Genomic DNA, 25640 nt, shown 5'->3' on the forward strand with positions numbered 1-25640 from the left:
GGCACGGAGAGCACCCCGATCGTGGTATCGCCCATGGCCGGGTGCCGGAGTCACACAGGGTCGCCGTAGACCGGACGGACCTCCGATGGACGGGTCGTTCGGGGTAGGCACCGATCGTCGCACCACGACGGGGCGATCACGCACAGTGATCACCGCCGTCACCTGAGCTCAGGCCCCTCGCTGCGCTGCTGAGTGAGCCGGTCGATGGTCAGGCCCAGCCGCTCCGGCGCGTGCAGCTGGAGCAGCACGCCGTCGACGTCGCCGGGGACGGACTTTCCGGTCAGCTTGCTGACCACGATCGTCACCAGGAACGCCAGCGGCACGGCGACCACGGCGGGGCGGGTGGCCAACGTGCCGATCCAGCCGTCGGGCAGCGGCGCGTACAGGCTGGCCAACGAGGCCGCCCCGGACAGCACGCCGCCGACGATCACGCCGGTGATCGCGCCGGGGGAGGTGAGTCCGCGCCACCAGATGCCCAGGATCAGCAGTGGGCAGAAGGTCGACGCCGCGACCGCGAACACCAGCGGCACGAGCAGGGTGAAGTCGGCCCGGGGCGTGGTCAGCGCGACGACCAGCGGAACGACGGTCGCGAGCACCGCAGCCAGCCGGAAGTTGCGCAGCTTCCCCTGCAGGATGTCGGTGAACAGCACGCCCGCGAGGCTCACCACCAGCCCGGACGAGGTGGCGAGGAACGCCGCCGCCATCCCGGCCGCGATCAGCCCGACGAGCCCCCAGCCGACGGGGTTGTCCCCGAACGCGGCCGTGGGCACGAGCAGCACCACCGCGTCGGACGTACTCTCCAGCAGCACCTGCGGGACCAGCCGCCGGGCGAGCGCGCTCAGCAGGATCACCATCAGGTAGAAGCCGCCGAGCATGAGCAGCACGACCACGGTGGTGCGGCGGGCGGCGCGGCCGTCCTCGTTGGTGTAGAAGCGCACGAGGATGTGCGGCAGCCCCATCGTGCCGAAGAACCCCGCGATCAGGATCGAGTAGATCTCCAGCAGCCGCCCGGCCCCCGGGGTCGGCTCCAGCCACTCCGAGTCCGGCGCCGAACCGGTCGGCACCGGCACCTCCGCGCCGGCTGGGAACACCAGCTGCGTCCCGGACTCCACGGTGTGCTCCCCGGGCTGCCACTGCAGCTCGCCGGCCACCTCCGCCCCGTCGACGACGCCCTCGGCGGTGACGGTGACCGGTTGCTCCACCACCATCGTCACGCCGGTGCGCACGGTGACCGTGGTCCGCTCGGCGAAGACCTCGCCTGCCGGGCGAGCGGTCCCGGTGGGTGAGAGCAGCAGGCCGAACAGCGCGGCGAGCGGCACCGCGATCGCCGCCACCTTGATCCAGAACTGGAAGGCCTGCACGAAGGTGATCGAGCGCATCCCACCGCCGAGCACCGTGAGCAGCACGATGATGCCGGTGGCGGCGACCCCGCTCCACGACGGCAGCGCGGTCAGCGCGGTCAGCGCGAACCCGGCGCCCTGCAGCTGGGCGAGCAGGTACAGCCAGCCGATGAGCAGCACCGTCACGGCGCAGACGCGGCGCAGAGCGGCCGAGGACAGCCGAGCCTCGGCGAAGTCGGGCACGGTGTAGGCACCGGATCGGCGCAGCGGTGCAGCGACGAACAGCTGCAGCGCGAGGAACCCGATGAGGGCCGCCACCGGCCACCACAGTCCATCGGCACCGCTCGCGACGATCATGCCGGCGATCGCCAGGAACGACGCCGCCGACAGGTACTCGCCGGAGATGGCGGCCGCGTTGGTCAGCGGGTTGACGGTGCGGGACGCGACGAGGAAGTCCGAGGTGCTGCGGGTGACCCGCACCCCGAGGACGCCGATGATGGCGGACGCGATCGCCATGAGGGCGATCGCGACGAGGGTGACGACACCGGTCGTGGTCACCGCGCGGTTCCTTCGACGAGCATCCGATCAACCCTGCACGTGGTCCGCGAAGCCCTTCTCGACCTTCTCGGCCGTGCGGGCGTGCCACCACCCGAGCCCGAACAGGAAGGGGTAGATCAGGCCGCCGAGCAGCAGCCACGGCAGCCGGATCCCCAGCACCGAGACCCGGGCGACCTCCGGCAGGAACGCGAACGCCAGCGGCAGCGCGATCAGCACCACCAGCGCGGCGGCCGCGAACCCCAGCGCCACGTTCAGCTGGGAGCGGATGAGGCCGCGGCGCAGCACCTCACCGACCCCGGTGCCCTCGCGCACGTCATCGACGGTGCGGACGGGCCGGGCCACCGACCGGCGCTCGGCGAGCACCACGCGGACCCGCTTCGGCGGTTCGGGCTGGGGCTCGCCCGGCTCCGATGACGACGAGACCGTCGGCGCACCCACCGCGGCGAGCGGGGTGGGCGTGGTCTGCGACGTCGGCGTGCTCAGCGCGACGGCCGGAGCCGCCGTCGCGTCGGCTGCACGCTGCTTCGCGACCTCGGCGATCGCGGCCTCGAGCTCGGGATCGCGGAAGTCGGCGCCGTCGGCCGTGTCCTCGTCGTAGTCCCCGTCGTAGTGCTTGTCGTAGTCCCCGTCGTCCTCGTCGTCGTAGTCCTCGTAGTCGACGTAGCGCCGCGGCGGGGCCGGCTCCTCGGGCGGTCCGGCCGCGGGCGCGGCGGGTGGCTCGGTGCCGGTGTCGGTGGAGCCACCGCGCTGCGCGGGCACCGCGACGATCCGCCCGTCGTCGGTCTCGGTCGGCGGGGTGGGGGTGCGAGCAGCGGCGGTCCCGCCGGTCGCGGTGCCCGTGAGCGGGATGCCGGTCGGGGTCGACGGCGGACTGGGCGGCGGCGAGAGCAGACGGGCCGCAGCCGGTCCAGCGGGCGGCACTGGACGGCCGGTGCGCACCTGGCCGCCGAGCACCGGCAAGCCGGGACCGCCGGGAGCAGCCTTCGCGGCAGGCGGCTCGGCGCGGCGCAGCTCGGCCCCCTCGTCCGACCCGGTGGCGCTGCTCTCCTCGCTCGGCTCGGCCTCGGCCGGGGCGGTCGCAGCGGCCGTGCCGGGGATGCCGGCGAACGCGCGGCCCGCAGCGGCGCCGTCGCGGAACGCCGCCGACGCCGCGACCGGGGAACCCGCCCCAGTGCTGCGGGGCGCCTGGACGCCCTCCGCGGGCTGGGCCTGCTCCGCGTCGTCGGCATCCGGGGTGGCCGGCACCGGTGCGGTCGTGGCCGGGTCCCGCCGGGTGGCGGGGAGATCGCCGAGCAGCGCGGGATCAGCGAACGCCGGGCGGCGGGCCGGGGCGCCGAAGCCCTGCGGCGCCTGTCCGCCCAGTGCCGGGTGCAGCACGGCCGGATCGCCGTAGCTGGTGGCCGGCGGCTCGCCGGGAGGCACCGCCGGGGTCGGGCGGGTCTCCGTGGCGGCGGGCTGCGGCGCGGTCGTGTCCGGGCTGGGCACGTCGAAGCGCCGCGCGCGCGAGGGCGGCACCGCCCCGGGCGGTGTCGAGCCGGGTGTCGAGCGTTGCCTCGAACGCGTGCGGGGCGGCAGCGGCGTCCGCACCGGGTAACCGGGCGGTGGCCCGGGGGTGGCGTGCCGCGGGGCGCCGTGCCCCGGCACCAGACTGGGGCCCGGGAAGGTCGACGGCGTGCCGCGGCGGGCGTGCCGCGCTCCACCGCCGTCCGCGGCGCGCGCGGCCATCCGGCGGCGGATCTCCTCCTGCAGCCAGTCACCGCTCTGCTCGCCGCTGTTCCCAGCGGCCGCAGCGCGCTCCCGGCCGTCCGGGGATCCCGGAGGGTCCTCGGGCTCCGGGCTCACCGACGGCGGGGCGCCGTCGGTGAAGGTGCTCACCGCACGCCCTCGCTACCGATGCTCATCGCTGGCTCCAGGCCTGCTTGGTGGCCCTGACCAGGCGGTCCTTGAGCTCCCGGGTGTGCCGGCGACTCACCGGCAGCTCGGCGCAGTCCGGGCCGCTGCCGACCCGCACCACGTAGCCGGAGCCGGACAGCCGCAGCTCGGTGACCAGCGGCAGGGCCACCAGGAACGAGCGGTGGATGCGCACGAACCCGGCCTCGCGCCAGCGGTCCTCCAGCACCGAGAGCGGGATGCGCACCAGGTGGCTGCCGTCGTGGGTGTGCAGGCGCGCGTAGTCGCCCTGCGCCTCGACGTAACGCACCGCCGAGCGCGGCACCAGCTTCGTGGTGCCCGCCAGCTCGACGGGGATGACCTCGTCCTCGTTGCCCTCATCGCGGGCCGGTTCCGCCGCGGCGGCCTTGCGCCGGTCGATGATGCGGGTGATGGCCGCCTGGAGCCGCTCGGCGCGCAGCGGCTTGAGCAGGTAGTCCGCCGCACCGACCTCGTAGGCGTCCACGGCCCGGTCATCGTGCGCGGTCACGAACACGACGTCCGGCGGCACCGCCATCGACGAGAAGACGCGCGCGAGCTCCAGCCCGTCGAGGCCCGGCATGCGGATGTCCAGGAAGACCACCTGGATGTCCGAGCGGTCCGCGACCCGCACGCCGGTCATCGGGTTCGCCATCGCACGGCTCTGGCCGGCGGCGGCGGCCTCGCGGACACCCTGACGCCCGTTGAGCACCCGGAGCGCGTCGGTGGCGTTGGACGCCTTCAGCACGGTCCCGACGCGAGGATCCTCGCTGAGCAGGTAGGCCAGTTCTTCGAGAGCCGGTTCCTCGTCGTCCACCGCCAGGACGACCAGGCCGCCGGAACTGTCGTTGCTGTCCACGATCTCCTCATCCTGCGTCGCGATGACCGCCGGGGATCTCCCCCTTCGATCACCACCTGATCCCGCCGCCGCGACCATGGTGACGGTCAATCCCTGTGAGTGCCAGACTCACACACCATTCGGATTCATCCGATCACGGTCTGCTACAGACCGTACCGCGCCCACGCCGCGCGGACCTCCACCGCCTGGACGAGCGCCAGCAGGAGATCGGCCCGTGCGTCGTGCCGCGCGGCCGGCGCCGCACCCAGGCCCAGCCTGGCCAGAAGCGGTTTTCGTTGATCCACCGTGACCAGCTCGGCATCCGGGTAGCGCTCGGTGAGCACCCCGCGCGCCGTACCCACCCCATCGGTGAGGCCGAGCTCCACGGCACGTGCTCCGGTCCACACCTCGCCGGTGAACAGATCGGCCGAATCGGTGAGCTTGTCGCCTCGGCGGGTGGTCACCCAGTCCTTGAACATCCCGTGCAGCTGGTCCTGCATGCCGCGCAGCCAGTCGACGTCCTCCGGCTTCTCGGGCAGGAACGGGTCCAGGCGCGACTTCGACTCCCCCGCGGTGTAGAGCCGCCGCTGCACGCCGATGCGCTCGATCAGCCCGTCCATCCCGAAGCCGGCGCTGATCACCCCGATCGACCCGACGATCGACGTCGGGTGGGCGTAGATCTCGTCGGCGGCGCACGCCAACCAGTACCCGCCGGACGCAGCGAGGTCCTCGCAGAACGCCAGCACCGGCACCTTCTTCTCGTCCGCGAGCTGCCGGATCCGGTCGGCGACCAGCGCGGACTGCGTGGCGGACCCGCCCGGCGAGTTGATCAGCAGCGCGACCGCGGCGAGCTTCTCGGGCGCGAACGCGCGCTCCAGCGTCTTCTCCACGACCTGCGCGTTGATCACCGCGCGCGGCAGGGGCCCCGCGGTCGCCGTGATCACCCCGTGCAAGCGCACCATCGTGACGACCGGCTTGCTGCTGCGCTCGCCGAGTCGTCCGGGTAGCCGCTGCGTGAGGGACTCGGGGATCCGCAACGCGTCCATGACCTCACCGTACGCGGCAGATCAAGATCACGTCGAGGTCACGGAGCGCACCTTGCGATCGACCCCGCTCCGGGTTCCACCCTGCTAGGCGCGCACACCCGCCCGGTACTTCGGGATCCGCAACGTGATCTTCATGCCGGCCCCGGGCGCGGTGTCCACCACGAGCCCGAAGTCGTCGCCGAAGGTGGAGCGCATCCGGTCGTCGACGTTGCCCAGCCCGACGTGGGCGCCGGACATGTGGGCGTCTTCGAGGTCCTCGTGCAGGCGCGCGGGGTCCATCCCGATCCCGTCGTCCTCGACGATGATCACGCACTCCGCGCCCGCGTTCTCCGCGGTGATCGTGATCGTGCCGCCGTTGGGCTTGTTGGCCAGGCCGTGCCGCACCGCGTTCTCCACCAGCGGCTGCAGCGCGAGGAACGGCAGCACGACGGAGAGCACCTCGGGCGCGACCTGCAGCTTGATGTTGAGGCGGTCGCCGAAGCGGGCCTTCTCCAGCCGGATGTACCGGTGGATGTTGTTGAGCTCCTCGGCCAGCGTCGTGAACTCGCCCGCGGTGCGGAACGAGTAGCGGGTGAAGTCGGCGAACTCGATCAGCAGCTCGCGGGCCCGGTTCGGGTCGGTGCGGATGAACGAGGCGATCGTGGTGAGCGCGTTGTAGACGAAGTGCGGGGAGATCTGCGCCCGCAGCGCCCGCACTTCGGCCCGGTTCAGCCGCGCCCGGGACTCGTCCAGCTCGGCCAGCTCCAACTGGCTCGACACGTAGCGGCCCACCTCGGCGGTGGCGCGCATCAGCACCGGCCCGGCCGTCGACGTGGTGAGCGCGCCGAGCGTGCCGATGATCTTCCCGTCGGACTCCAGCGGCACCACGAAGATGCCGCGGACCTCGCAGTTGGGGTGGTCGCAGCGCAGGTTGCCGTGGGAGAGGACCTGCTGGCGGCCGGTCGAGATGACCTGCTCGGCGAGCGCCCGCACATCCGGCTCGTGCTGGTCGGCATCGCCGTCCCAGGCCAGCGTGTTGGCGTTCTTGTCGGTCATCGTCAGCGCGCACGTGTCGAGCAGCGTGCGCAGGTACGGCAGAGCGAACGCCGCGGACCGGGGCGACAGACCGTCGCGCAGCGCGGGTGCGGCCAGCGCGACCGTGTGCAGGGTGCCGAACGTCGCCTTCTCCAGCGGGGTGGCGAACTTGTTCCGCCGGTTGCGGATCACCAGCACCGCGATCGTCAGCACGAACAGCGCCAGCAGCGCCACGGACACGGCCGTCATCGGCGACGCGAACACCGTCGACTCCATCACCGTCACTCGCCTACCTGACCAGCCGCGACAACCGCCGGTCGGCGAGCGGCCTGCCGCCGGTCTGGCAGCCGGGACAGTACTGGAACGACTTCGTCGCGAAGGACACCTCCCGCACCGCCTCACCGCAGACCGGGCAGGGCAGCCCGGTGCGCGCGTGCACGCGCAGCCCGGCCCGCTTCTCGCCCTTCAGCTCGGCCGCCTTCATACCGACCGAGCGCTCGACGGCGTCGGTCAGCACCGAGCGCAGCGCCGCGTACAGCGCGTCGATCTGCTCCTCGGTGAGCCGGCCCGCGGTCGCGTACGGGGACAACTTCGCGGTGTGCAGGATCTCGTCGCTGTAGGCGTTGCCGATCCCGGCCAGCACCGACTGCTCGACGAGCAGGGTCTTCAGCCGCTCGGAGCGCCCGGCGAGCAGGTCGGCGAACTCGTCACGGGTGATCGCCAGCGCGTCGGGCCCGAGGTTCGCGATGCCGGGGACCTCCTGGGGATCGCGCACCAGGTAGACGGCCAGCCGCTTCTGCGTGCCGGCCTCGGTGAGGTCGAACCCCGGCCCGCCGACCTGGTCCAGGTGCACGCGCAGCGCGAGCGGGCCCTTGCCGGGCTTCGGCGGCGCGGTGGAGGCGCTGTCGTGCCAGCGCAGCCAACCCGCTCGCGACAGGTGCGTGACGAGGTGCAGCGGCTCGTCCGGGCGATCGGCGAACTCGACGGCGAGGAACTTGCCGTAGCGCGCGGCCCCGGTGACCACCCGGCCCACGAGCTGCTGGATCGGCGGGTCGACGGTCTTCACCGCGCTCATCGACGCGACGTCGACCCGTGCGACCGGCCGGTAGACCGCGTGTTCACGCAGGTGCTCGGCGAGCGCGGCGACCTCCGGCAGCTCTGGCATCAGCTGATCGGCTGCAGGGGGCTGTCGATGTGGCCGGGGGTGCCCTGGGTGCGCAGCCGGCGCACGATGATCCGCATCTCCTCGGCGGCGCGGGTGTTGCCGCGCACCATGCCGGTCCACCGCTCGGCCGGCAGGTCGTAGCTGCCCTCGGTCTCGGCCACGATCGTCCACGGCCTGCGCAGCAGCCACCGGATGGGGAAGAACAGCAGGAAGCCACCGCCGAGCACCAGCAGGTACCACGGCACGTGGACGTGCTCGGGGAACCACAGCAGCACGAGCAGCCAGAAGACGAACAGGCCGGACAGCACCATGACCGCGGCCCCGCGCCCGCCGTCGACGTCGTGCTCGAAGTCGTCACCGATGGCCGGCAGCGACCACTCGATGTTCCGGCGCACCGACCACTCGCGTGAGTCGACGCCGATGACCGTCTTCGCGCGCATCTCTCCCGCCGTCCCGACGGAACCGGTACCCGTCGTCGTCCAGTTTCCCACAGCTCGCGCTGCTGTCGACGATCTCGGCGAGCGCGGCGCGCGTCACGAACCGGTGGCTCCGGTGATCACAGACCGAGGTCGAGCGCGGCCGGCAGCACCCCCTCCAGCGCGAGCAGCCACTCCTTGGTGGCAAGGCCGCCGCCGAAGCCGCCGAGTCCGTCGGCGGCCAGCACCCGGTGGCACGGCACCACGACCGGGATCGGGTTGCTGCCCATGATCGTGCCGACGCCGCGAGGGCTGTCCAGGCCGCCGCGCGCCGCCAGCTCGCCGTAGGTGACCACCGCCCCGTAGGGGACGGTGGCGTGCAGCGCCTGCAGGACCCGCCGCTGCGCCCCGGGGTGGGTGAGCCGCCAGTCCAGCGGGAGATCGAACTCGCGGCGTTCGCCCGCCAGGTACTCGGCGAGCTGCGCGACCGCCGCGGCGCTGCGCCCGCTGCCCGGCTCGTCGACCAGGAGCCGCAGGTCCAGCCGCTCGGCGGCGCGCCGGGCCCGCCCGGGTTGGGCACCGAAGGCCACCAGCGCCAGGCCCGCGGCGGTGACCCCGACGGTCAGCGCCCCGAGCGGCGCCGGCGCCGGGAGGACAGCCGCGGACAGCTCCACCCGTGCACTGTCCCACGGGCCACCGACAGATCGGCATCAGCCGGGGAACAGGTCGGCCGTCAGGTGCCGGGTGGTCCACGCCGTCCAGTCGGCGACCGTCCAGCCGTTCTCACCGACGAGCAGCCCGTACGCCTCCTGCGACAGCAGCGCCCCGACGATCTGCGTGGCCCGTTCCAGAGTCAGCTCGAGGGTGAAGCCGGGACGCAGGGCCAGCTCGTCGACCACGGCCGCGTGCCACGCCCAGGCGGCCTCCCGCGCGGCGGCGAGCAGCGCGGCGGGCTCGGGATCGGCGGCGGCCGCGGCCAGCACGGCCGCCAGCCGGCGGCGGCGTTCCAGCACCTCCGCGGTGGCGGCGACGTGCCGCGCCAGCGCGGTGGGCCCGTCCGGTGCGGTGGTGACCTGCTCGCGCCACCCGTCCGGCTGGTCCGGCCCGGTCCCCCGCCAGACGGCCTCCAGCACGGCACCCTTGCTGCCGAAGGACAGGTAGAGGGTCTGCACCGCGACGCCGGCGGCCTCGGCGAGCGCGGTCATCGTGGTGTCGAGGTAGCCGCGCTCGGCGAACAACTCCGAGGCGGCCTCGACGATGCGCGCCCGGGTCGCGGCTGCTCGTTCGGCGCGGGCGGTCCGCAGCGCGGTGCGACCGGTCATCAGCTCCCCTCATCCCACTGGAACACCGTGCTGGAACGTCGTTCCAGCACGGTGTTCCAGAATCACGCTCTCATGATCAGATACCGGGCGGAGCGAGACGGTACACCGCGGGCGCCGAGGCGTCGGTGATGTAGACGGCGCCGTCCGGACCGACCGTCGCGGCGACGGGCCTGCCCCACCGCTTGCCGTCCGGGAGCTGGAAGCCCGAGACCAGCGTCACCTGGTCACCCATCTTCCCGTCCAGGTACGGGAAGAAGGCCACCTCCGGGGCGAGCGGCGGTTCCCGGTTCCACGAGCCGTTGAGGCCGATCAGCGCACCCTCGCCGAACGGGGCGGGCAGCGTCACGAACGCCATCCCGAGCGGCGCCGCGTGCGCTGGCATCCCCTGCTCGACGGGGGCGAGCGCCGCGCAGTCCATCTTGGTGCCGTCCGGGTTCGTCTCCACGTCGGCGACGAACCGCATGTCCGAGTAGTCCAACGCGGTACCGGCCACCCCGGGCTCCACGTCCGGGTCCGGGTTGCAGTACGGCCAGCCCAGCTCGCGGCCCGGGGTGAGCTTGGCGAGCGGCTCGGCCGGGTGGTCGTTGACGTAGGCCTGGATGACCGCCCCGCGCCGCGCGCTCTGGTCGTCCCCGTACGGGGTGTCGTACGGGTACTGGATGTTGTCCCGGTGGTTGACCGCCGTCCACACCGCCCCGTCCGGCGCGACCGCCAGCCCCGTGCCGTTGCGCACGCCCATCGCGAACACCTCGGGAGCACCGCCGCCCGGCGGGATGCGGTAGATCGCGGCCCGTTCGGGGTTCTTCTCGCGGTCCTCCGGCGAGGCGTTGCCGTTCGACGCGACCGAGAAGTAGATCGCGCGGTCAGGGCCCACCACGACGGTCTTGAGGGGGTGCCCGTACTGCCCGCCGGTTGGTCACCCGGCCGTCGGCGTAGTCGTAGGCGTTGATCCGCGAGCTCTCGGCGACGTAGAGCGTGGAACCGTCGAACGCCAGGCCGTGCGGCTCCTCCATCCCCTCGAGCAGGGTCGCCGAGGTGGCCGGCCCCGCACCGTTCGGGGTGAGGATGTCGACCGCGCCGTGCATCAGGCGCGAGACGAGCAGTCTCCCGTCCGGGGTCCACGCCATGAGCCGGGCGTTCCCGGTGCGCGCGATCACCGACATCGACCAACCGCGCGGGACGAGCACGGTGCGTGCCTGTTCCAGCTCGCCCTCTCGCATCTCGTCGGGCACCGTGAGCGGCACGGACACCAGCTCGGCGCGCACGGCCGGGGTCTGGGTCGGCGCCGCGCCCTCGCTCGTCGCCGGAGGAGCCGGCGCGGCCGCGCACGCGGTCGGTACTGCGGCCACCGCGGCCAGCGCAAGGAAGCGGATGAAACGACCGAATCGCATGCCCGGCATCGAACCCGGCGAAGATCACAAGCCGGCACCGCACCGATCACCCTCGCGCTGCATCTTTGACCGCGCAACTACCGCTCTCGATCCGCCCCCCGTGGCTGCTGAACGAACCGGACCGCAGTGGGCGCCCACCGGCCGAGCACCTCGGCCGTGGCCGCACGGTCGCCGGAGCGGCGCCGTCACCCCTCGGCCGGGTACGGGATACCCGTGGTGGCGTGGCAGCGGTAGCCGTTGGGCACCTTCGCCAGGTACTGCTGGTGGTACTCCTCGGCGTAGTAGAACGGGCCGAGCGGGGCGATCTCCGTGGTGATCGGGTCGAACCCGCGTGCGGCCAGCACCTCGCCGTAGACCTTCTTGGACTCCTCGGCCTGTTCGCGCTGCTCCTCGGACGTCCAGTAGATGGCCGACCGGTACTGGGTGCCGATGTCGTTGCCCTGGCGCATGCCCTGGGTCGGGTCGTGGCTCTCCCAGAACGTGGCCAGCAGGCGCTGGTAGGTCACCTCCGCCGGGTCGAACACCACGAGCACGGCCTCAGCGTGCCCGGTCCGGCCGGTGCAGGTCTCCTCGTAGGTGGGGTTCTGGGTGAAACCGCCCGTGTAGCCGACGGCCGTGGTGTAGACGCCGGGGATCTGCCAGTACAGCTCCTCGGCCCCCCAGAAGCAGCCCATCGCGAACACCGCGGTCTGCATGCCCTCGGGGAACGGCGGCTTCAGCGGATGGCCGTTGACGTAGTGCGCGGCCGGCACCGGGATCGGCGTGGAGCGACCCGGCAACGCCTGGTCGGCGGTGATCATCTTCGTGGAGCGTCCGAACAGGCCCATGCGGTCCAGGCTACGCCGACCAGCGGCCGATCAGAGGCCGGAACGAGCTTGCGATCCTGCCGTCGACCACGCGGATCCGGCCTTCAGAACGCCGCGGCGCCCCCGTACCCGCTGCGCCGGTCGGCGGCCGCCCGCAGCATCCCGCCGCCGCGGCCCACCGCGCACATGCGGCCCAGCGTCCAGCCGCCCGCCACCGTCACCGCGTGGCCGCGGCGGCGCAGCTCCTCGAGCACCTCGGCGCCCAGCCGGTCCTCGGCCACCATCCCGCCGGGCGCCCAGCTGCGCGGCGCGAACGACGACGGGAACGCGGTCGAGTGCCACGCCGGGCTGTCGATGGCCGCCTGCAGGTCCAGCCCACCCGCGGTGTGCGCGAGCCAGAAGCACAGCTGCCACTGGTCCTGCTGGTCGCCGCCGGGGGTGCCGAACGCCAGCACGGGTTCGCCGTCGCGCAGCGCCAGCGTCGGCGACAGCGTGGTGCGCGGCCGCTTGCCCGGCACCAGCGACGACGGCAGGCCCTCCTCCAGCCAGGTCATCTGCGCTCGGGTGCCCAGGCAGAACCCGAGCGCCGGGATCGCCGGCGACGACTGCAGCCACGCCCCGGACGGGGTCGCCGAGACCATGTTCCCAGCCGCGTCGACCACGTCGACGTGCACGGTGTCGCCGCGGGTGCGGCCCGTTTCGGCGATGGTCGGCTCACCGAGGCCGAGGGCGCTCACCCCGTCGCCGCGGACCCCGCCGGGAGCGGCCTTGGTCGGCAGTGCCGGGGTGCGCCCGCCCGGGCTTCCCGGCCGCAGCTCCCACGACGCCTCCGCGCCGATCAGTGCCCGCCGCCGGGCCGCGTACTCGGGTGCGAGCAGATCGGCGAGCACCCCGGGCGGAGCGTCGTCGCCGTACCAGGCCTCGCGGTCGGCGAACGCGAGCTTCGCCGCCTCCACGACGGTGTGCACGGTCTCGGCCGTCGGGCGCCCGTCCACGTAGCGGACCTCGGGCAGCAGCTGCACCAGCTGCCCCAGCACCGGGCCCTGCGACCAGGCGGCCGGCTTCACGACGGCCCAGCCGCCACCCGCGTCTGCGACCACCGGCTCCTCGTACGTGGCCGACCAACCGGCCAGGTCGTCGGCGGTGAGGCGGCCGGCGTGGGCCCGGCCGGTCTCGTCGACGACCGGGGTGCGGCAGAACCTGTCGATCTCCTCGGCGACGAACCCGCGGTACCACGCGGCACGGGCCGCCTCGATCTGCGCGACCCGGTCGGACCCGACCGCGGCGGCCTCCTTCAGCAGCCGCTGCCAGGTCTGCGCCAGCACCGGCAAGCGGTGCGTCTCCCCGGCGGACAGCCACGTCTGCGCCGATCCTGGCCAGTGCGCGCGGAAGTGCGCCGCCACGACGTCGATCGCCGCGCGGGTCTGCGGCAGCACGGGGAACCCGCCTGCCGCGTAGCCGATCGCGGGCTCCAGCACGTCGGCGAGCCGCCACGTGCCGTGGTCGCGCAGGAGCACGAGCCAGGCGTCCCACGCGCCGGGCACGGTCGCGGGCAGCAGCCCGGTACCCGGGACCTGCTCCAACCCCAGCTCGTCGCGCAGGTGCGCGATCGTCGTGCCGGCCGGCACCACGCCCTGCCCGCACAGCACCCGCGGCGTCGGGTCGTCGGCGGTGACGAACACGATCGGCACCTCGCCGCCCGGCCCGCACATGTGCGGCTCCACCACCTGCAGCACGAAACCGGCCGCCACGACCGCGTCGAACGCGTTGCCGCCGCGGGCGAGGACCGCCATCGCGGTGGCGGTGGCGAGGTGGTGGGTGCTGGACGCGGCGCCGTGCGCGCCCCGTCGTTCGAACGCCGTCGGAGCCATGCCGTGATCCTCCCTCAGGATCGCCGCCCGCTCAGAGATCGGCGGCCAGCGGCACCTCCTCGACGGCGGGCGAGGTCATCCAGGTGCGCAGGGCGTGGGTGGCCGCGACGTCGTCGGAGTTGTACGTGAGCAGGCGCCGGCGCTGCTCGAGATCGGGCGGCTCGCCGTCCATCCCGACGGCGGCGCGGTACCAGCGCATCGAGTTCTCGCCGCCGGCCTCCGGATCGTGCCAGGAGAACCCGGCGACCGGGGCGATCCGCTTGAGCCCCTTGCCCTGGGCGCACAGGAACCACTCGTCCACCACGGCGTACATGTCGACCCAGCACGGATCGGCGATGAACGCCTCCACCTCGGCGACCGAGGGGATGCCGGGTCGGCCGGCGAAGCGGCGCGCCGAGTCGAGCAGCCAGCGGTTCTCGGCCTGCTCGTTGTAGCAGTACGCGGCGAACGTGCGACCGGTCGCCTCGGCGTGCGCGCGCACCCCGGTGAACCACTGCCAGAACTCGGCGAACGAGCGGGCCTCGTCCGGGGTGGGCAGCGGGTCCCACGTGACGAACGCGCGGTAGCCGGGCGCCTCGTCGCCCGGCCGGACGCCGCCGGGCAGCGTGAGCAGGGTGCCCCACAGGTAGGCACCGGATTCGCCGAAGCTCTCCATGTCGACGTCGATCTCGACGTCAGCGCGCGGCACCTCCACCCGCGGCACGCGACGCACCACGGACAGGCCGCTGCGCCGGGCGCGGGCGAGCCCGACGAGATCGGCGAACACCGGTTCGGGCAGCGGGATCGGCACCGGCTGCGCGGGGTCCAGCGCGGCGAGATCGGCGACGGTGGTGACGTCGATGCCGCGCAGCATCGTGGCCACCTCGCCGCGGGCGATGAGGCTGACGTCGTCGGCGGCGACCAGCTCCGCCTCGCACCGCGGCCACCACGGGCAGCGGCGGCACTCGGTGATCCGCGACGGCAGCGCGAGCGGCGGAGCACCGGTGCGGGCGGCCTCGGCGACCGCGATCCGATCGGCGAAGCGCACCCGGTACTCCTCGAGCGTGGAGCGCACGCCCTCGCCGTCGGCGGGCCACAGGCCGGCGGTCAGGTCGTGCCAGACGACGACGTCGGCGTCCATGCCGATCACACCGCCGGTCAAGGCACCGGGCTGCGGCTGCGCGCCCCAGCCCTGCTCGGCCAGCAACTCGTGCAGATGCGCCAGGCGCATGAGGTCGCGCGGCTGCGACCGGACCCGGCGGCGCGGATCGGGGGCGGCGGCCAGCGGGCTCGGCTGCAGCAGCGGGGACGTGACCGCGCCCTCGCCGGGATCGCTGATCCGGTGGCGCACCACGATCACCGGCACGTACCCGCCCTCGGGCAGACGCACGAGCAGCTCGGCGCCCCCGCTGCGGCCGCCCGCGGTGGGCAGCGCGGCGTTCCAGATGTAGGCGGCCTCCGCAGCGACGGCCGCCGCGGTGGCCGCGACCCGCTCGGCGTGCGGCCCGGGCGGCACCGTGACCCAGCCGGGCAACCCGGCCAGCTCGGCGCCGATGCGGGCACGGTGGGCGGCGGCGTCGGCCTTGCGCTGCTCAGCGGCCGGATCGGGCGGGGCCTGCGGGCTGTCCGCGGCGGACGGATCGTGGTCGAGGTGGATGCGGCGCCTGCACCGGGTGAGCGCCGCCGCGTCGAGCACGACCTCGCGGGCACGCGAACCCGCCGAAGCAGCGGGCTGCGCGTCGGTGGTCGTCACGCGCCCGAGCGTAATCACGGGGTCCGACAGCTCCGCGCCTGCTCACCGCGCCGACCTTCCCTATGCTCTGCCCCCAGCACGCGCGCACCGCGCGGTGGAGGAGGAGTCGAGGCGATGGGCCTGTTCAGGCGCTCTGCGGATGCACCGTCCCGAGCGGATCGCCGGGCCGCGGCGAAGGAGGCGAAGGCCGCCGAGCAGCTCCAGCAGGCCGCCGCGAAGATCGGCGCCGTGGAGGAGGACGCGCAGGAGGCCGGCCGCCGGACGGCGCGCCGGGCCGAGAAGGCAGCACAGAAGGCCGCGGAGCGGGCGGCGAAGGCGCAGGCCAAGGCCGACGCCCGGCAGGCGAAGCGGGACCGCGAGGCCGAGCGCGCCCGGGCCGAGGAGGACGCCGCCCGGGCCGCCCGTGCGGAGAAGGAGGCCCGCGCGGCCGCCAAGGCGGAGGCCAAGGCGGCGGAGAAGGCCGAGAAGGAGCGGGCGAAGGCGGAGCAGGCCCAGGCCGAGGCCGAGGCGAAGGCGGCCCGGAAGGCCAACTCGCGCCGGGCCCGCCGCGCCGCCGCCCGGCGGGCGAAGCGCGAGGCGAAGGCCGCTGCCGCCGCGGAGGAGGCGGCGGCGAAGGCGGCCCGCAAGGCGGAGCGGAAGAGCACGTCGCGCGCCGAGCGCCGGGCGGTGAAGAAGCAGGCCGAGGCGGAACTGAAGGCGGCGGCGGAGGCCGAGGCGGCGAGGAGAGCCGCGAAGAAGGCCGCGAAGAAGGTGGAGAAGAAGGCTGGACAGCCCGGCTCGGCGAACGGAGTGGGGCCCGAGGTGAGCGAGTTGTCCGGACGGGCCGGGCGCAAGGCCGCGAAGAAGGAGGCCAAGGCGCTGGCCGCCGAGGAGAAGGGCCGCGACAAGGCGCTGCGCCGGGCCCGGAAGGCGGCCAAGAACGGGGCCGAGCCGGCCGCGCTCATCGCGGCGGTCGAGGCAGCGGTGCCCACCCGGCAGCCGCTCACCGCGAAGAAGGTCAAGCGCGCGCTCGGCATCGGCAAGGTCGTCCTGCCGGTGGTGGCGCCCTACGCGCTGACCGCGGCGAACGCGGCGCGGGCCGCGTGGGACAACCGCAAGGCCGCCCGCCTCGGTGTCGCTCCCGACCAGCTGGGCGCCTACGCCGGTCCCGGTGGCGCGCTGCACGCCCGCATCTCCCGGATCGCCGACACGCTCACCCGGATCGAGGAGAACGGCAAGGGCACGAAGGAGTTCGTCGGCGGCTCCCGCGCCCGGATCGCCGATCTGTCCGTCGCGGTCCGGGCCGCCGAGCAGATGCCGGCCCAGCGCCGGCGCGCGGCGTTCAAGGCGATCGGCCACGAGCTCGACACGATCGAGGCTCAGGTGCTCGACCACCTGGGGGTCTCCACCACCTGATGGGCACCGCGACGCGGGTCCGGTCCGCCACACCGGGGCCCACCGGCCGGTGACGACCAGCTACGGTCTGTCCTCATGCGGAACGGGAGCGTGGTGCGCGGTTGCGCGCTCGCCGCGCTCTGCGCCGTCCTCACCGCCGCCGGGCACGTCGCGGGCGGGGGCACCGTCGGCGATCTGACGCTGCTCGTGGTGCTGCTGCCGCTGCTGGCGGCCGGGTTCACGTCCGCGGCCGGGACGTGCCGCAGCCTCGCCGGCACCACGGCCGTGCTCGGCGCGGGCCAGGTGGTGCTGCACCAGACGATGGTGCTGCTGCATCCGCCGCACGTCGGCGCCGCGGTGAGCGGGCGGAACATGCTCGTGATGCACGCCGCCGTCACGGTCGTCACCGCGCTGGCGCTGCGGCACGCCGACCTGGCGGTCTCGGCGCTGCTCGCGGCGCTGCAGCGGGTGTTCCCGCGCCGGCTCACCCCGCCGCCCGTCGTCGAGGTGCGGCGCGCGTGCGGCCGTCCCGTTCCCCCGTCGTTCCGGCTGCACGCGGCGGTGCTCGCCGCGTCGGTGCTGCGGCGCGGTCCTCCGGTGCGCTGCTGACCGTCCGTCACACCGTTTCGCCCGTCCCGGGCAACGGGACGTCCACCGGAGAGATCGTCATGTCCAGATTCCCCCGGCGTCTTGCCCTGCGCGCAGGAGCCGTCCTCACCGCGGCCGCAACGGCCGTCCTCGTCACCGCCGCACCCGCGTTCGCGCACGTCACCGCCCAGCCCGGTACCGCCGAGCAGGGCGGGTACGCGGTGGTGACCATGCGCGTGCCCAACGAGTCCGCCACCGCGGGCACGGTGAAGCTCGAGGTGTCGCTGCCGGCCGACACCCCGTTCACGTCCGTGCGCACCACGCCCATCCCGGGCTGGACCGCCACCCTCACCACGTCGCCGATCAACCCGCCCGTCCAGGTCAACGGGCGCACCGTCACCGAGGCCGTCACGCTGGTGACGTTCACCGCTGCACCCGGCACCCGGATCGGGCCGGGCGAGTTCCTCGACTTCCCGATCTCGCTCGGCCCGATGCCGACCGACCGGGACTCGGTGTCGTTCCCGGCGAAGCAGACCTACGACGACGGCCAGGTCGTCGCCTGGGACGAGCCGATCCCGGCCGACGGTTCCGAACCGGCGCACCCCGCCCCCACCGTGCAGCTGGTGCCCTCCTCCGGGGCCGGCCACGGCCACGGCGGCGAGAATGCCCAGGCAGCCGCGAACGAGCCGACCGACACGACCGCGCGCTGGCTGGGCGGTGTCGGGCTCGTCGTGGGCGCACTCGGCCTCGGCGTCGGTGCGGGCGCGCTGGTGCGGGCCCGCAAGCAGGGCGGTGGCTCGTGAAGGCGCTGCTGCGGGGCGGCCTGCTGGCCGTCGTGTGCGGCCTGCTGATGCTCCTGGTCGCCGGTCCGGCCGCGGCGCACGCGCGCCTGGAGAGCAGCGACCCGCCGGACGGGGCGAGCCTGTCCACGCCGCCGTCCACGGTGTCGCTCACGTTCAACGAGCAGATGCAGGACGGCTTCGCCACCGTGACCGTGATCGGGCCGGACGGCGCGCCGTGGCACGACGGCGAGACGCAGGTCGACGGCAACACGGTGCGCATCGCCGTCAAGCCGCTCGGGCCCGCCGGCGTCTACCAGATCGGCTACCGGGTGATCTCCGACGACGGCCACCCGATCACCGGCAGCGTCTCGTTCACGCTGACCCAGCCCGGGCCGGGCACCACCACGAGCGCCCCCGCCCCGACCAGTGCCTCCGCCACCACCGCGGTCCCGCCCGCGGCCGCCCCGCCCACCGAGGACGGCGGCACCCCCGTGTGGCCGTTCATCGTCGCGGCCGTCGTGGCTGTGGCCATCGGGGCGGCGTTCGCGCTGCGCTCCCGGCGGAGCTGACCGGTGCCGACCGCGTCCCCGGCCGACGGCGCCCGCCGGGCCGGGTCCGGCCGGCTGGTGGTCGTGGTCGGCACCCCCGTCGTCGTGGCGTTCGCGGCGAGCGTGCTCGCCGGGGCGCTGGCTGCGACGACCGTGCCGGTGCTGGCCGGCACCACCGCGACCCGCGCGGCCATGGACGTCGCGGGGATCGCGTGCGTCGGGGCCGGGCTGGTCGCGGCGCTGGTGCCGCTCGGTGCGCCGGGTCGCTCGTACGCGGCGGAGCGGGCCGCGGTCGCGGTGCACCACCGGATCGACCGGGTGCTGGTGGTGGCGGCGGCTGCGTGGCTGGTGGCGGTCGTGCTGGGCACGGCGTTCCGCACGGCCGACGCCTTCGGCCGCTCCCCCGCCGAGCTCACCGGCGCCGAGCTCCTGGCCTGGACGACCCGGCTCGGCGCCGGCCGCGGGATGGTCCTGACGCTGGGCTGCGCGGCGGTCGTGCTGGGCTGCGCGCTGGCCCGGCTGCGCGACCCCGCGCTGGTGCAGGTGCGGATCCCGCTGGTCGCAGCGCTGCTGGGCGTGCTCACCCCGGCCGTCACCGGGCACGCGGGGAGCGCGCCCAGTCACGAGATCGCGGTCGTGTCGGTGGCGCTGCACGCGGGCGGTGCAGCGTTGTGGGCGGGCGGGCTCGTCGGGCTGCTCGCGCTGGTTGCCCCGCACCGGGAGCTGCTGGCCGCAGCCCTGCCCCCGTTCTCGACGCTGGCCGGGGTGTGCCTGGCCGCGGTGGCCGCGTCGGGGGTGGTCAACGCGCTGGTGCGGGTGGACTCGTGGGCGGCGCTGGTCACCACCGGCTACGGGTGGCTGCTGCTGACGAAGGTGGCGGCGCTCGCCGCCATCGGGGTGTTCGGCGCGCTCGCCCGGGCGCGGCTGCGGGCCGGCCGCACCCCGGTGCTGCGCTGGGCGGGGTACGAGGTGGGGCTGATGGCGGTGGCGATCGGCCTGGCCGCGGCGCTGACGCAGAGCGGCTGAGCCGCGGGAAGCCGCGGCGTTGACTGCGCCCGGCTCCGTCGTCGCCGGATCGCGCTCGCGCGCCCGCCCGTCAACTCCGGTAGGCCTCCAGCAGACGAAGCCACACCTCGCTGATCGTCGGGAACGCGGGGACGGCGTGCCACAGCCGCCCCAGCGGCACCTCCCCCACCACCGCGACGGTGGCCGAGTGGAGCAGCTCGGCGACGTCCGGCCCGACGAACGTGGCGCCGACGATCACCTCCCGCTCGGTGTCGACGACGATCCGGGCCGCGCCGTCGTAGCCGTCGGCGTGCAGGGCGGAGCCGGAGACGGCGATGGGCAGGTCGACGACCCGCACGGCGATCCCGGCGGCGCGGGCCTTCTCCTCGGTGAGCCCGACGGCCGCGACCTCGGGATCGGTGAACACGACCTGGGGCACCGCGCGGTGGTCGGCGGTGGCGGCGTGCTCACCGAAGGGTGAGGTGTCGATCGGGTGACCGGCGGCGCGGGCCGCGATGGCCGCGCCGGTGATGCGGGCGGCGTACTTGCCCTGGTGGGTGAGCGGAGCTCGGCCGGTGACGTCGCCGGCCGCGTACAGCCACTCACCGGGCACGCCCTGCACGAGGCCGGAGTCGTCGGTGGCCAGTGCCGTGCCGGGTTCGAGGCCGACGGTCTCGACGCCGACGTCGTCGCTGGCGGGGCGGCGGCCGGTGGCGACCAGCAGCCGGTCCACGACGACCGCCTCGTCCCCGACGGTCAGCGCGATCCCCTCGGGATGCGGTGCGACGGCGTCGACGCCCTGGCCGAGCCGCACGTCCACGCCGTCGGCGCGCAGGCCCGCGGCGACCCGCTCCCCGGCGAACGGTTCGGCGTTGGCCAGCAGCCGCTCCCCGCGGTGGAGGAGGGTCACCTGGGAGCCGAGCCGCTGGAACGCCTGCGCCATCTCACAGCCGACCACACCGCCGCCGAGCACACCGAGCCGGGCGGGCGCGGACTGGGCGGACGTGGCGTCCCGGGAGCCCCACACCTCGACCTGGTCGATCCCGGGGATCGGCGGGCGGACGGGCACACTGCCGGTGGCGACGACGACCGCGTGCCGGGCCGAGAGCGTCGGCCCGTCGTCGACGGTGACGGTCTTCTCGCCGGCGAGCCGGGCGTGTCCGCGGATCACGGTGATGCCGGCGCCCTCGGCCCACTCGACCTGGCCGGCGTCCTGCACCGCGGCGCCGCGGCCGGTGAACGCGTCGCGACGGGCGAACACGGCGGCGGGATCGAACTCGGCCTTCGTGCCGGGCAGCCGGCGCAGCGCGGCGACCGCGTGCCCGGTGCGCAGCAGCGCCTTGGACGGCACGCACGCCCAGTACGAGCACTCCCCGCCGACCAGCTCGGCCTCCACCAGCGCGACGGACAGCCCGCCGCGGTGGGCGTAGTCGGCGGCGTTCTCCCCGACCGGTCCCGCCCCGATCACGATGACGTCGTAGGTGCTCATGCACCGGCCTCCCCTGCGTCGCCCCGCGGTTCCGGTGGACCGTAGCGGTTACCGGTTCGGGCGGAGGGTCCACCGGACGACCATCCGGGTGGTTTCGCGGGCATCGGTGTCGCTGATGCCGACCGTGACGGTGAACTCGGGACGCTGTCCGCCGGCCAGCTCGGCCAGCACTTCCTCGGCCGGGCGCGTCAGCTCGGCGACGGCGGTGAGCGGCCCGCGGGCCAGCCGGTGGTACGCGATCTCCGAGGAGACGACGAGCGGGGTGGCGCGGTCCATGACCGAGCCGAACGCGGCGAGCCCGACCGCCCCGGACGCGGTCTCCCCCAGGCCGAAGATCATCGCCGCGTGCGGCCCGCCCACGTGGTTGTGCAGCTGCGGATCGTCGGGCAGGTGGGCGACCACGCGCCGGGCGGTGACGTCACCGAACGTGATACCGACGGCCTTCACCCACGGCACCCGCTGTTGCATGGCCGGGCCGACCCAGCTCGTGTCCTCGGTCATGACCACGGACTCTACTCGCCGGTAACAACCGATTCCGATTTGCCCGTTTTCTCAACAGGTGGAGAAGGCGTGGTTGTCGCGTGGTGCAGCTCGCACTGCAATCGGAACCGGACCGAACACTGCCTGGAGGTAGCCGGTGAAAGCCGTCCGAGTGCACGCCTACCACGAGGATCCCAAGATCGACGATATACCGGAGCCCACGATCCAGGGCCCGATGGACGTGATCGTGAAGATCGGCGGCGCCGGGGTGTGCCGCACCGATCTGCACATCATCAACGGTGACTGGGCAGCGGCGATGAACCCGGAGCTGCCCTACGTCATCGGCCACGAGAACGCGGGCTGGGTCCACGAGGTCGGCCCGGGTGTGACCAACGTCCAGGTCGGCGACACGGTGATCCTGCACCCGCAGCCGTCCTGCGGCCTGTGCCTGCCCTGCCGCCGCGGCAAGGACATGCAGTGCGAGGACGCGTTCTTCCCCGGCCTGTCCAACAACGACGGCGGCATGGCCGAGTACCTGCGCACCACCGCGCGGGCCTGCATCAAGCTCGATCCCAGCACCAACCCGGCCGATGTGGCGGCGCTCGCCGACGCCGGCATCACGGCCTACCACGCCGTGCGCAAGGCAGCGCCGGACCTGTTCCCCGGCACGACGGCGGTCGTGCAGGGCGCTGGCGGCCTCGGCCACATCGCGATCCAGGCGCTCGCCGCGATCACCGGCACCCGCATCGTCGTGGTCGACAAGAACCCCGACGCGCTGGCGCTGGCCAAGCAGATCGGCGCCGACGAGACCGTGCTCGCCGACGGCACGCACATCGACGCCGTCAGGGACCTCACCAACGGCCGCGGCGGCGACGTCGTGTTCGACTTCGTCGCCGAGCAGGGTGCCGAGCTCGACGCCTGGGCCATGACCGCACCCGCCGGATCGCACTACGTCCTGGGTTACGGTGGCGAGTTCCGGGCACCGACGCTCGATTTCGTCGGCGGCGAGAAGAACGTCATCGGAAACATCGTCGGCACCTACGCCGACCTGACCGAACTGATGGTGCTCGCGCAGGCCGGGAAGGTCACCCTGCACACCAAGCAGTACCCGCTGGAAGCCGCCCTCGACGCCCTGAACGACCTGGACAACGGCCGTGTCCGCGGCCGGGCGATCCTCGTCCCCTGATCCGATCCCGTCCCGGTAATCCTGCTGACGAAAGGTTCCCACCACATGTACGAGAAAGACGGCGAGAAGTACTTCATCGTCGACTCCCACAGCCATTTCTGGGACGCCAGCCGGGAGAACTGGAAGCCCGGCGCCGAGCAGTACGCGAAGGGCTGGATCGACTGCTTCTACGGCTACCACCAGCTCGGCCCGCCGGAGACCCACTGGGACTACGAGAAGTACCTCAAGGTCACGCCCGAGGACTTCGAGCGCGACATGTTCATCGAGGGCCACGTCGACTACGCGATCTTCCAGTCGACGTACCTCAAGGAGTGGTACACGAACGGCTTCAACACCGTCGACCAGAACGCGCAGCTGCTGGAGCGGTTCGGTGACCGGCTCATCGTCAACGGCCGGTTCGATCCGCGCGACGGCGACGAGGGCCTCAAGCAGCTCGAGGCCGACGTCGCGAAGTACCACCTCAAGGGCGTGAAGCTCTACACGGCGGAGTGGAACGGCGACTCCCGCGGCTACAAGCTGTCCGATCCCGAGGCATACCGGTTCCTCCAGGCCGCGCAGGACCTCGGTATCAAGAACATCCACGTCCACAAGGGCCCGACGATCTGGCCGCTGGACAAGGACGCGTTCGACGTCGCCGACGTCGACCACGCCGCCACCGACTTCCCGGACCTGAACTTCATCGTCGAGCACGTCGGCCTGCCGCGCATCGAGGACTTCTGCTTCATGGCGGTGCAGGAGCCCAACGTCTACGCCGGCCTGTCAGTCGTCATCGGCGGCCTGATGCACGCCCGGCCGAAGTTCTTCGCGAAGGTCATGGGCGAGCTGATGTTCTGGGTCGGCGAGGACAAGATGCTCTTCGGCGGCGACTACAACATCTGGACGCCGAAGTGGCAGATCGAGGGCTTCGTCGACTGGCAGATGCCCGACGAGGACCAGTTCTCCGACTACTCGAAGCTCACCACGGCCACCAAGAAGAAGATCCTCGGCCTCAACGCCGCGAAGCTCTACGACATCCCCGTGCCGCCGGAGCTGCAACTGCCGACCACGGCGGACGAGCCCGCAGCGCCCGGCCAGGAGCTGGTGGACAACACGGCGGGCCCGCGAGCATGAACCTCCGGCCCGCCGTGTGGGCCGCCTTGGCGACGGTGCTCGACCCGGAGCTGGACGAGCCCATCACCGAGCTCGACTTCGTCGAGACGTGCACCGTCTCGCCCGACGGGGTGGCGAGCGTCGTGCTGCGGCTGCCCACCTTCTTCTGCGCACCGAACTTCTCGTGGCTGATGGTCGCCGACGCCTACGACGCGGTGTCGGCGGTCCCCGGGGTGACCCGGGCGGACGTGAAGCTGGCCGACCACCACGCCGCCGCCGAGATCAACGGCGGGGTCGCGGCGCAGGCCGGGTTCGTCGAGGCGTTCTCCGGCCAGGCCGTCGCGGAGCTGGACGAGCTGCGCAAGCAGTTCTTCCGCAAGGCGGCGCTGGCCGGCCAGGACCGCGTCGCCCAGCCGCTGGTCGACGCCGGCGCCGGGCCGGAGGACCTGGCCGCCACCACCCTCGGGCAGCTCGACCCGTCGCCCGAGCTGGACCGGATGCGCAAGCGCCGGGCTGCGCTCGGGCTGCCCCACGGCGACGATGCGCCGCTGCTCATCGACGCCGAGGGCAACGCCATCCCGCCCGAGGCCGTCCCGCTGCACCTGCGGCGGGCGCGGCTGCAGCGGGTCGGGATCGAGACGAACGGCGCGTACTGCAAGGACCTGCTGAAGGCGCGCTACTCGCACCCGGCCACGCGCACCAGCTAGTCCGGCCGGGAGGGACCCGGGCCGGGCGTTGCAGAACGACCGCGTTCCCGCCGTTTCGCGGCGGGAACGACGCTCCGGTAGGAGCGATCCACCTCTGCAGCGCCCGGCCCCATACCCGAACTGCCCTACAGCACTGGGGCCGCGAGCACCGCGCGAGCGGCCGTCGTCGACTCCGGGGCGTGCGAGCCGCGATCCGGCGACGAGGAGCCGGGCGCATCGACGCTGTGGCTCTCCTGGCGTCCGGCTGCCCTGCTACCCGGGTCGACATCCCCTGCCCGTCAGCACCCGGAACCGGTTGTGCAGCACGTAGCTCCCGTCCGGCTGCGCGAACTCCGCGCAGCGCTGCAGCACCGCTTCCCGCACAGCCCCCGGCCCGGCCCGGTTGATCGCGTGCCGCCCGATGCCGGTCTCGAACAGCGGCGCGACGAGGGCGTCCGCATCCTGGTAGTGGAACGGGCACACCACCTCCGCCAGCACCGGCTCGCCGAGCCCCGCGAGGCGCGCGAGCTGCAGCAACCGGTCGGGATCGGTGACCGGCGGCGGCCCGGCCGGGGGTCGTCTCGGCTGCAGCCACGGGGCGAGTGCCTCACCGAACGCGCGGACGTCGCACTCGGCCTCCGTCCCCCATGTCGTCACACTGACGAGAACTCCGCGCGCGGCCGCGGCCCGCAGCACCACCAGCGGGTTCGCCGCGTGTATGAGCACCTGCACGGCGGCGACGACGTCGAACCGGCCGGGCGGGGGATCGTGCACGTCCCCGACGGCGAACGTCGCTGACGGCACGGTGGCAGCGGCGGTGGCGACCGCGGCGGGGTCCCGGTCGATCCCGGTCAGCACCGCTCCCCTGGCGACGGCCGCGGCGGCGAACTCCCCGGTCCCGCAGCCGAGGTCGAGCACCGTCGTGCCCGGCCCCACGCGGGCGTCGTCGAGTACTCGGGCGTGCAGCGGGGCGCCCCAGCCCCGTGGCCCGTCGGTCGGCATCCGG

General features: G+C 73.8%; 25 protein-coding genes. 8 read left to right on the forward strand and 17 right to left on the reverse strand.

The window, feature by feature from the left end:
• Positions 1-158: 158 nt before the first annotated feature.
• The 14 genes from BUE41_RS16040 to BUE41_RS16105 all read right to left on the reverse strand — a co-directional run bounded on the left by BUE41_RS16040 (position 159) and on the right by BUE41_RS16105 (position 15407).
• Complete coding sequence (locus BUE41_RS16040) at positions 159-1898, reverse strand: sodium/solute symporter (protein ID WP_200803935.1); 1740 nt, start codon at positions 1896-1898, stop codon at positions 159-161.
• Positions 1899-1925: 27 nt separating this feature from the next.
• Positions 1926-3773 (reverse strand): hypothetical protein, encoded by a 1848-nt coding sequence (locus tag BUE41_RS31335; RefSeq protein ID WP_200803938.1) that lies wholly within the window; start codon positions 3771-3773, stop codon positions 1926-1928.
• Between the two features lie 22 nt (positions 3774-3795).
• Positions 3796-4665, reverse strand: a complete 870-nt coding sequence (locus BUE41_RS16055) for a LytR/AlgR family response regulator transcription factor (RefSeq protein WP_073457932.1) — start codon at positions 4663-4665, stop codon at positions 3796-3798.
• A 143-nt stretch (positions 4666-4808) separates the two neighbouring features.
• Positions 4809-5681 (reverse strand): S49 family peptidase, encoded by an 873-nt coding sequence (locus BUE41_RS16060; protein ID WP_200803956.1) that lies wholly within the window; start codon positions 5679-5681, stop codon positions 4809-4811.
• A 93-nt stretch (positions 5682-5774) separates the two neighbouring features.
• Positions 5775-6953 carry a sensor histidine kinase gene (locus tag BUE41_RS16065; RefSeq protein ID WP_073458075.1) on the reverse strand — a complete coding sequence of 393 codons (1179 nt, stop codon included), beginning with the start codon at positions 6951-6953 and terminating at the stop codon, positions 5775-5777.
• 40 nt (positions 6954-6993) lie between these two features.
• Positions 6994-7869 (reverse strand): Fpg/Nei family DNA glycosylase, encoded by an 876-nt coding sequence (locus BUE41_RS16070; RefSeq protein ID WP_073457934.1) that lies wholly within the window; start codon positions 7867-7869, stop codon positions 6994-6996.
• Entirely contained in the window at positions 7869-8309 is a 441-nt protein-coding gene (locus tag BUE41_RS16075; RefSeq protein WP_073457935.1) for a hypothetical protein, read from the reverse strand. Before BUE41_RS16075 ends, BUE41_RS16070 begins: the two co-directional genes overlap by 1 nt.
• Before the next feature lie 116 nt (positions 8310-8425).
• Positions 8426-8959, reverse strand: a complete 534-nt coding sequence (locus BUE41_RS16080) for a methylated-DNA--[protein]-cysteine S-methyltransferase (RefSeq protein ID WP_073457936.1) — start codon at positions 8957-8959, stop codon at positions 8426-8428.
• Positions 8960-8995: 36 nt separating this feature from the next.
• Positions 8996-9607 carry a TetR/AcrR family transcriptional regulator gene (locus BUE41_RS16085; RefSeq protein WP_073457937.1) on the reverse strand — a complete coding sequence of 204 codons (612 nt, stop codon included), beginning with the start codon at positions 9605-9607 and terminating at the stop codon, positions 8996-8998.
• Positions 9608-9683: 76 nt separating this feature from the next.
• Complete coding sequence (locus tag BUE41_RS31340) at positions 9684-10481, reverse strand: PQQ-dependent sugar dehydrogenase (protein ID WP_200803940.1); 798 nt, start codon at positions 10479-10481, stop codon at positions 9684-9686.
• Entirely contained in the window at positions 10471-10998 is a 528-nt protein-coding gene (locus tag BUE41_RS31345) for an SMP-30/gluconolactonase/LRE family protein (RefSeq protein WP_200803941.1), read from the reverse strand. The genes BUE41_RS31340 and BUE41_RS31345 overlap by 11 nt, the downstream gene beginning before the upstream one ends.
• Before the next feature lie 185 nt (positions 10999-11183).
• Entirely contained in the window at positions 11184-11825 is a 642-nt protein-coding gene (msrA, locus tag BUE41_RS16095; protein ID WP_073457938.1) for a peptide-methionine (S)-S-oxide reductase MsrA, read from the reverse strand.
• Between the two features lie 83 nt (positions 11826-11908).
• Positions 11909-13675, reverse strand: a complete 1767-nt coding sequence (locus BUE41_RS16100; RefSeq protein WP_073457939.1) for a gamma-glutamyltransferase family protein — start codon at positions 13673-13675, stop codon at positions 11909-11911.
• A gap of 31 nt (positions 13676-13706) precedes the next feature.
• Positions 13707-15407: a TM0106 family RecB-like putative nuclease gene (locus BUE41_RS16105; RefSeq protein WP_073457940.1), complete on the reverse strand. Its 1701-nt coding sequence runs from the start codon at positions 15405-15407 to the stop codon at positions 13707-13709.
• 114 nt (positions 15408-15521) lie between these two features.
• Here BUE41_RS16105 and BUE41_RS31935 point away from each other — a divergent pair, with 114 nt between their 5' ends.
• The 5 genes from BUE41_RS31935 to BUE41_RS16130 all read left to right on the forward strand — a co-directional run bounded on the left by BUE41_RS31935 (position 15522) and on the right by BUE41_RS16130 (position 19725).
• Positions 15522-16802: a DUF6474 family protein gene (locus BUE41_RS31935; protein WP_073457941.1), complete on the forward strand. Its 1281-nt coding sequence runs from the start codon at positions 15522-15524 to the stop codon at positions 16800-16802.
• A gap of 75 nt (positions 16803-16877) precedes the next feature.
• Positions 16878-17390, forward strand: a complete 513-nt coding sequence (locus BUE41_RS16115) for a hypothetical protein (RefSeq protein WP_073457942.1) — start codon at positions 16878-16880, stop codon at positions 17388-17390.
• Positions 17391-17449: 59 nt separating this feature from the next.
• Complete coding sequence (locus BUE41_RS16120; protein WP_073457943.1) at positions 17450-18172, forward strand: YcnI family copper-binding membrane protein; 723 nt, start codon at positions 17450-17452, stop codon at positions 18170-18172.
• A complete protein-coding gene (locus tag BUE41_RS16125) occupies positions 18169-18720 on the forward strand; it encodes a copper resistance CopC family protein (RefSeq protein WP_073457944.1) in 552 nt (183 codons plus the stop codon). The genes BUE41_RS16120 and BUE41_RS16125 overlap by 4 nt, the downstream gene beginning before the upstream one ends.
• Positions 18721-18723: 3 nt before the next feature.
• Entirely contained in the window at positions 18724-19725 is a 1002-nt protein-coding gene (locus BUE41_RS16130) for a copper resistance D family protein (protein WP_073457945.1), read from the forward strand.
• 70 nt (positions 19726-19795) lie between these two features.
• Here the strand turns inward: BUE41_RS16130 and BUE41_RS16135 are convergent, their stop codons facing one another.
• Together BUE41_RS16135 and BUE41_RS16140 are read right to left on the reverse strand one after the other, a co-directional pair.
• Complete coding sequence (locus tag BUE41_RS16135; protein WP_073457946.1) at positions 19796-21193, reverse strand: dihydrolipoyl dehydrogenase family protein; 1398 nt, start codon at positions 21191-21193, stop codon at positions 19796-19798.
• A 48-nt stretch (positions 21194-21241) separates the two neighbouring features.
• Positions 21242-21694 (reverse strand): DUF4442 domain-containing protein, encoded by a 453-nt coding sequence (locus tag BUE41_RS16140; protein WP_073458076.1) that lies wholly within the window; start codon positions 21692-21694, stop codon positions 21242-21244.
• A gap of 136 nt (positions 21695-21830) precedes the next feature.
• On the opposite strand from BUE41_RS16140, the gene BUE41_RS16145 reads away from it, so the two are divergent.
• From BUE41_RS16145 to BUE41_RS16155, 3 genes are read left to right on the forward strand one after another with little or no spacing between them, the layout of a single operon-like run.
• Positions 21831-22859 carry an NAD(P)-dependent alcohol dehydrogenase gene (locus tag BUE41_RS16145; protein WP_073457947.1) on the forward strand — a complete coding sequence of 343 codons (1029 nt, stop codon included), beginning with the start codon at positions 21831-21833 and terminating at the stop codon, positions 22857-22859.
• 45 nt (positions 22860-22904) lie between these two features.
• Positions 22905-23969 carry an amidohydrolase family protein gene (locus BUE41_RS16150; protein ID WP_073457948.1) on the forward strand — a complete coding sequence of 355 codons (1065 nt, stop codon included), beginning with the start codon at positions 22905-22907 and terminating at the stop codon, positions 23967-23969.
• Positions 23966-24655 carry an iron-sulfur cluster assembly protein gene (locus BUE41_RS16155; RefSeq protein WP_073457949.1) on the forward strand — a complete coding sequence of 230 codons (690 nt, stop codon included), beginning with the start codon at positions 23966-23968 and terminating at the stop codon, positions 24653-24655. The genes BUE41_RS16150 and BUE41_RS16155 overlap by 4 nt, the downstream gene beginning before the upstream one ends.
• A gap of 252 nt (positions 24656-24907) precedes the next feature.
• Here the strand turns inward: BUE41_RS16155 and BUE41_RS16160 are convergent, their stop codons facing one another.
• Complete coding sequence (locus BUE41_RS16160) at positions 24908-25636, reverse strand: class I SAM-dependent methyltransferase (RefSeq protein ID WP_084755186.1); 729 nt, start codon at positions 25634-25636, stop codon at positions 24908-24910.
• Positions 25637-25640: the final 4 nt, after the last annotated feature.

Source organism: Pseudonocardia thermophila, from assembly GCF_900142365.1.
In the GTDB taxonomy this organism is placed as follows: Bacteria; Actinomycetota; Actinomycetes; order Mycobacteriales; family Pseudonocardiaceae; genus Pseudonocardia; species Pseudonocardia thermophila.

Bases quoted from the DNA above. Each gene is read 5' to 3' on its own strand.
- BUE41_RS16065 (WP_073458075.1), bottom strand. From the start codon at position 6,953: ATGACGGCCGTGTCCGTGGCGCTGCTGGCGCTGTTCGTGCTGACGATC.
- BUE41_RS16070 (WP_073457934.1), bottom strand. From the start codon at position 7,869: ATGCCAGAGCTGCCGGAGGTCGCCGCGCTCGCCGAGCACCTGCGTGAA.
- BUE41_RS16075 (WP_073457935.1), bottom strand. From the start codon at position 8,309: ATGCGCGCGAAGACGGTCATCGGCGTCGACTCACGCGAGTGGTCGGTG.
- BUE41_RS16085 (WP_073457937.1), bottom strand. From the start codon at position 9,607: ATGACCGGTCGCACCGCGCTGCGGACCGCCCGCGCCGAACGAGCAGCC.
- BUE41_RS31345 (WP_200803941.1), bottom strand. From the start codon at position 10,998: ATGCGATTCGGTCGTTTCATCCGCTTCCTTGCGCTGGCCGCGGTGGCC.
- msrA (WP_073457938.1), bottom strand. From the start codon at position 11,825: ATGGGCCTGTTCGGACGCTCCACGAAGATGATCACCGCCGACCAGGCG.
- BUE41_RS16100 (WP_073457939.1), bottom strand. From the start codon at position 13,675: ATGGCTCCGACGGCGTTCGAACGACGGGGCGCGCACGGCGCCGCGTCC.
- BUE41_RS31935 (WP_073457941.1), top strand. From the start codon at position 15,522: ATGGGCCTGTTCAGGCGCTCTGCGGATGCACCGTCCCGAGCGGATCGC.
- BUE41_RS16115 (WP_073457942.1), top strand. From the start codon at position 16,878: ATGCGGAACGGGAGCGTGGTGCGCGGTTGCGCGCTCGCCGCGCTCTGC.
- BUE41_RS16120 (WP_073457943.1), top strand. From the start codon at position 17,450: ATGTCCAGATTCCCCCGGCGTCTTGCCCTGCGCGCAGGAGCCGTCCTC.
- BUE41_RS16135 (WP_073457946.1), bottom strand. From the start codon at position 21,193: ATGAGCACCTACGACGTCATCGTGATCGGGGCGGGACCGGTCGGGGAG.
- BUE41_RS16140 (WP_073458076.1), bottom strand. From the start codon at position 21,694: ATGACCGAGGACACGAGCTGGGTCGGCCCGGCCATGCAACAGCGGGTG.
- BUE41_RS16150 (WP_073457948.1), top strand. From the start codon at position 22,905: ATGTACGAGAAAGACGGCGAGAAGTACTTCATCGTCGACTCCCACAGC.
- BUE41_RS16155 (WP_073457949.1), top strand. From the start codon at position 23,966: ATGAACCTCCGGCCCGCCGTGTGGGCCGCCTTGGCGACGGTGCTCGAC.
- BUE41_RS16160 (WP_084755186.1), bottom strand. From the start codon at position 25,636: ATGCCGACCGACGGGCCACGGGGCTGGGGCGCCCCGCTGCACGCCCGA.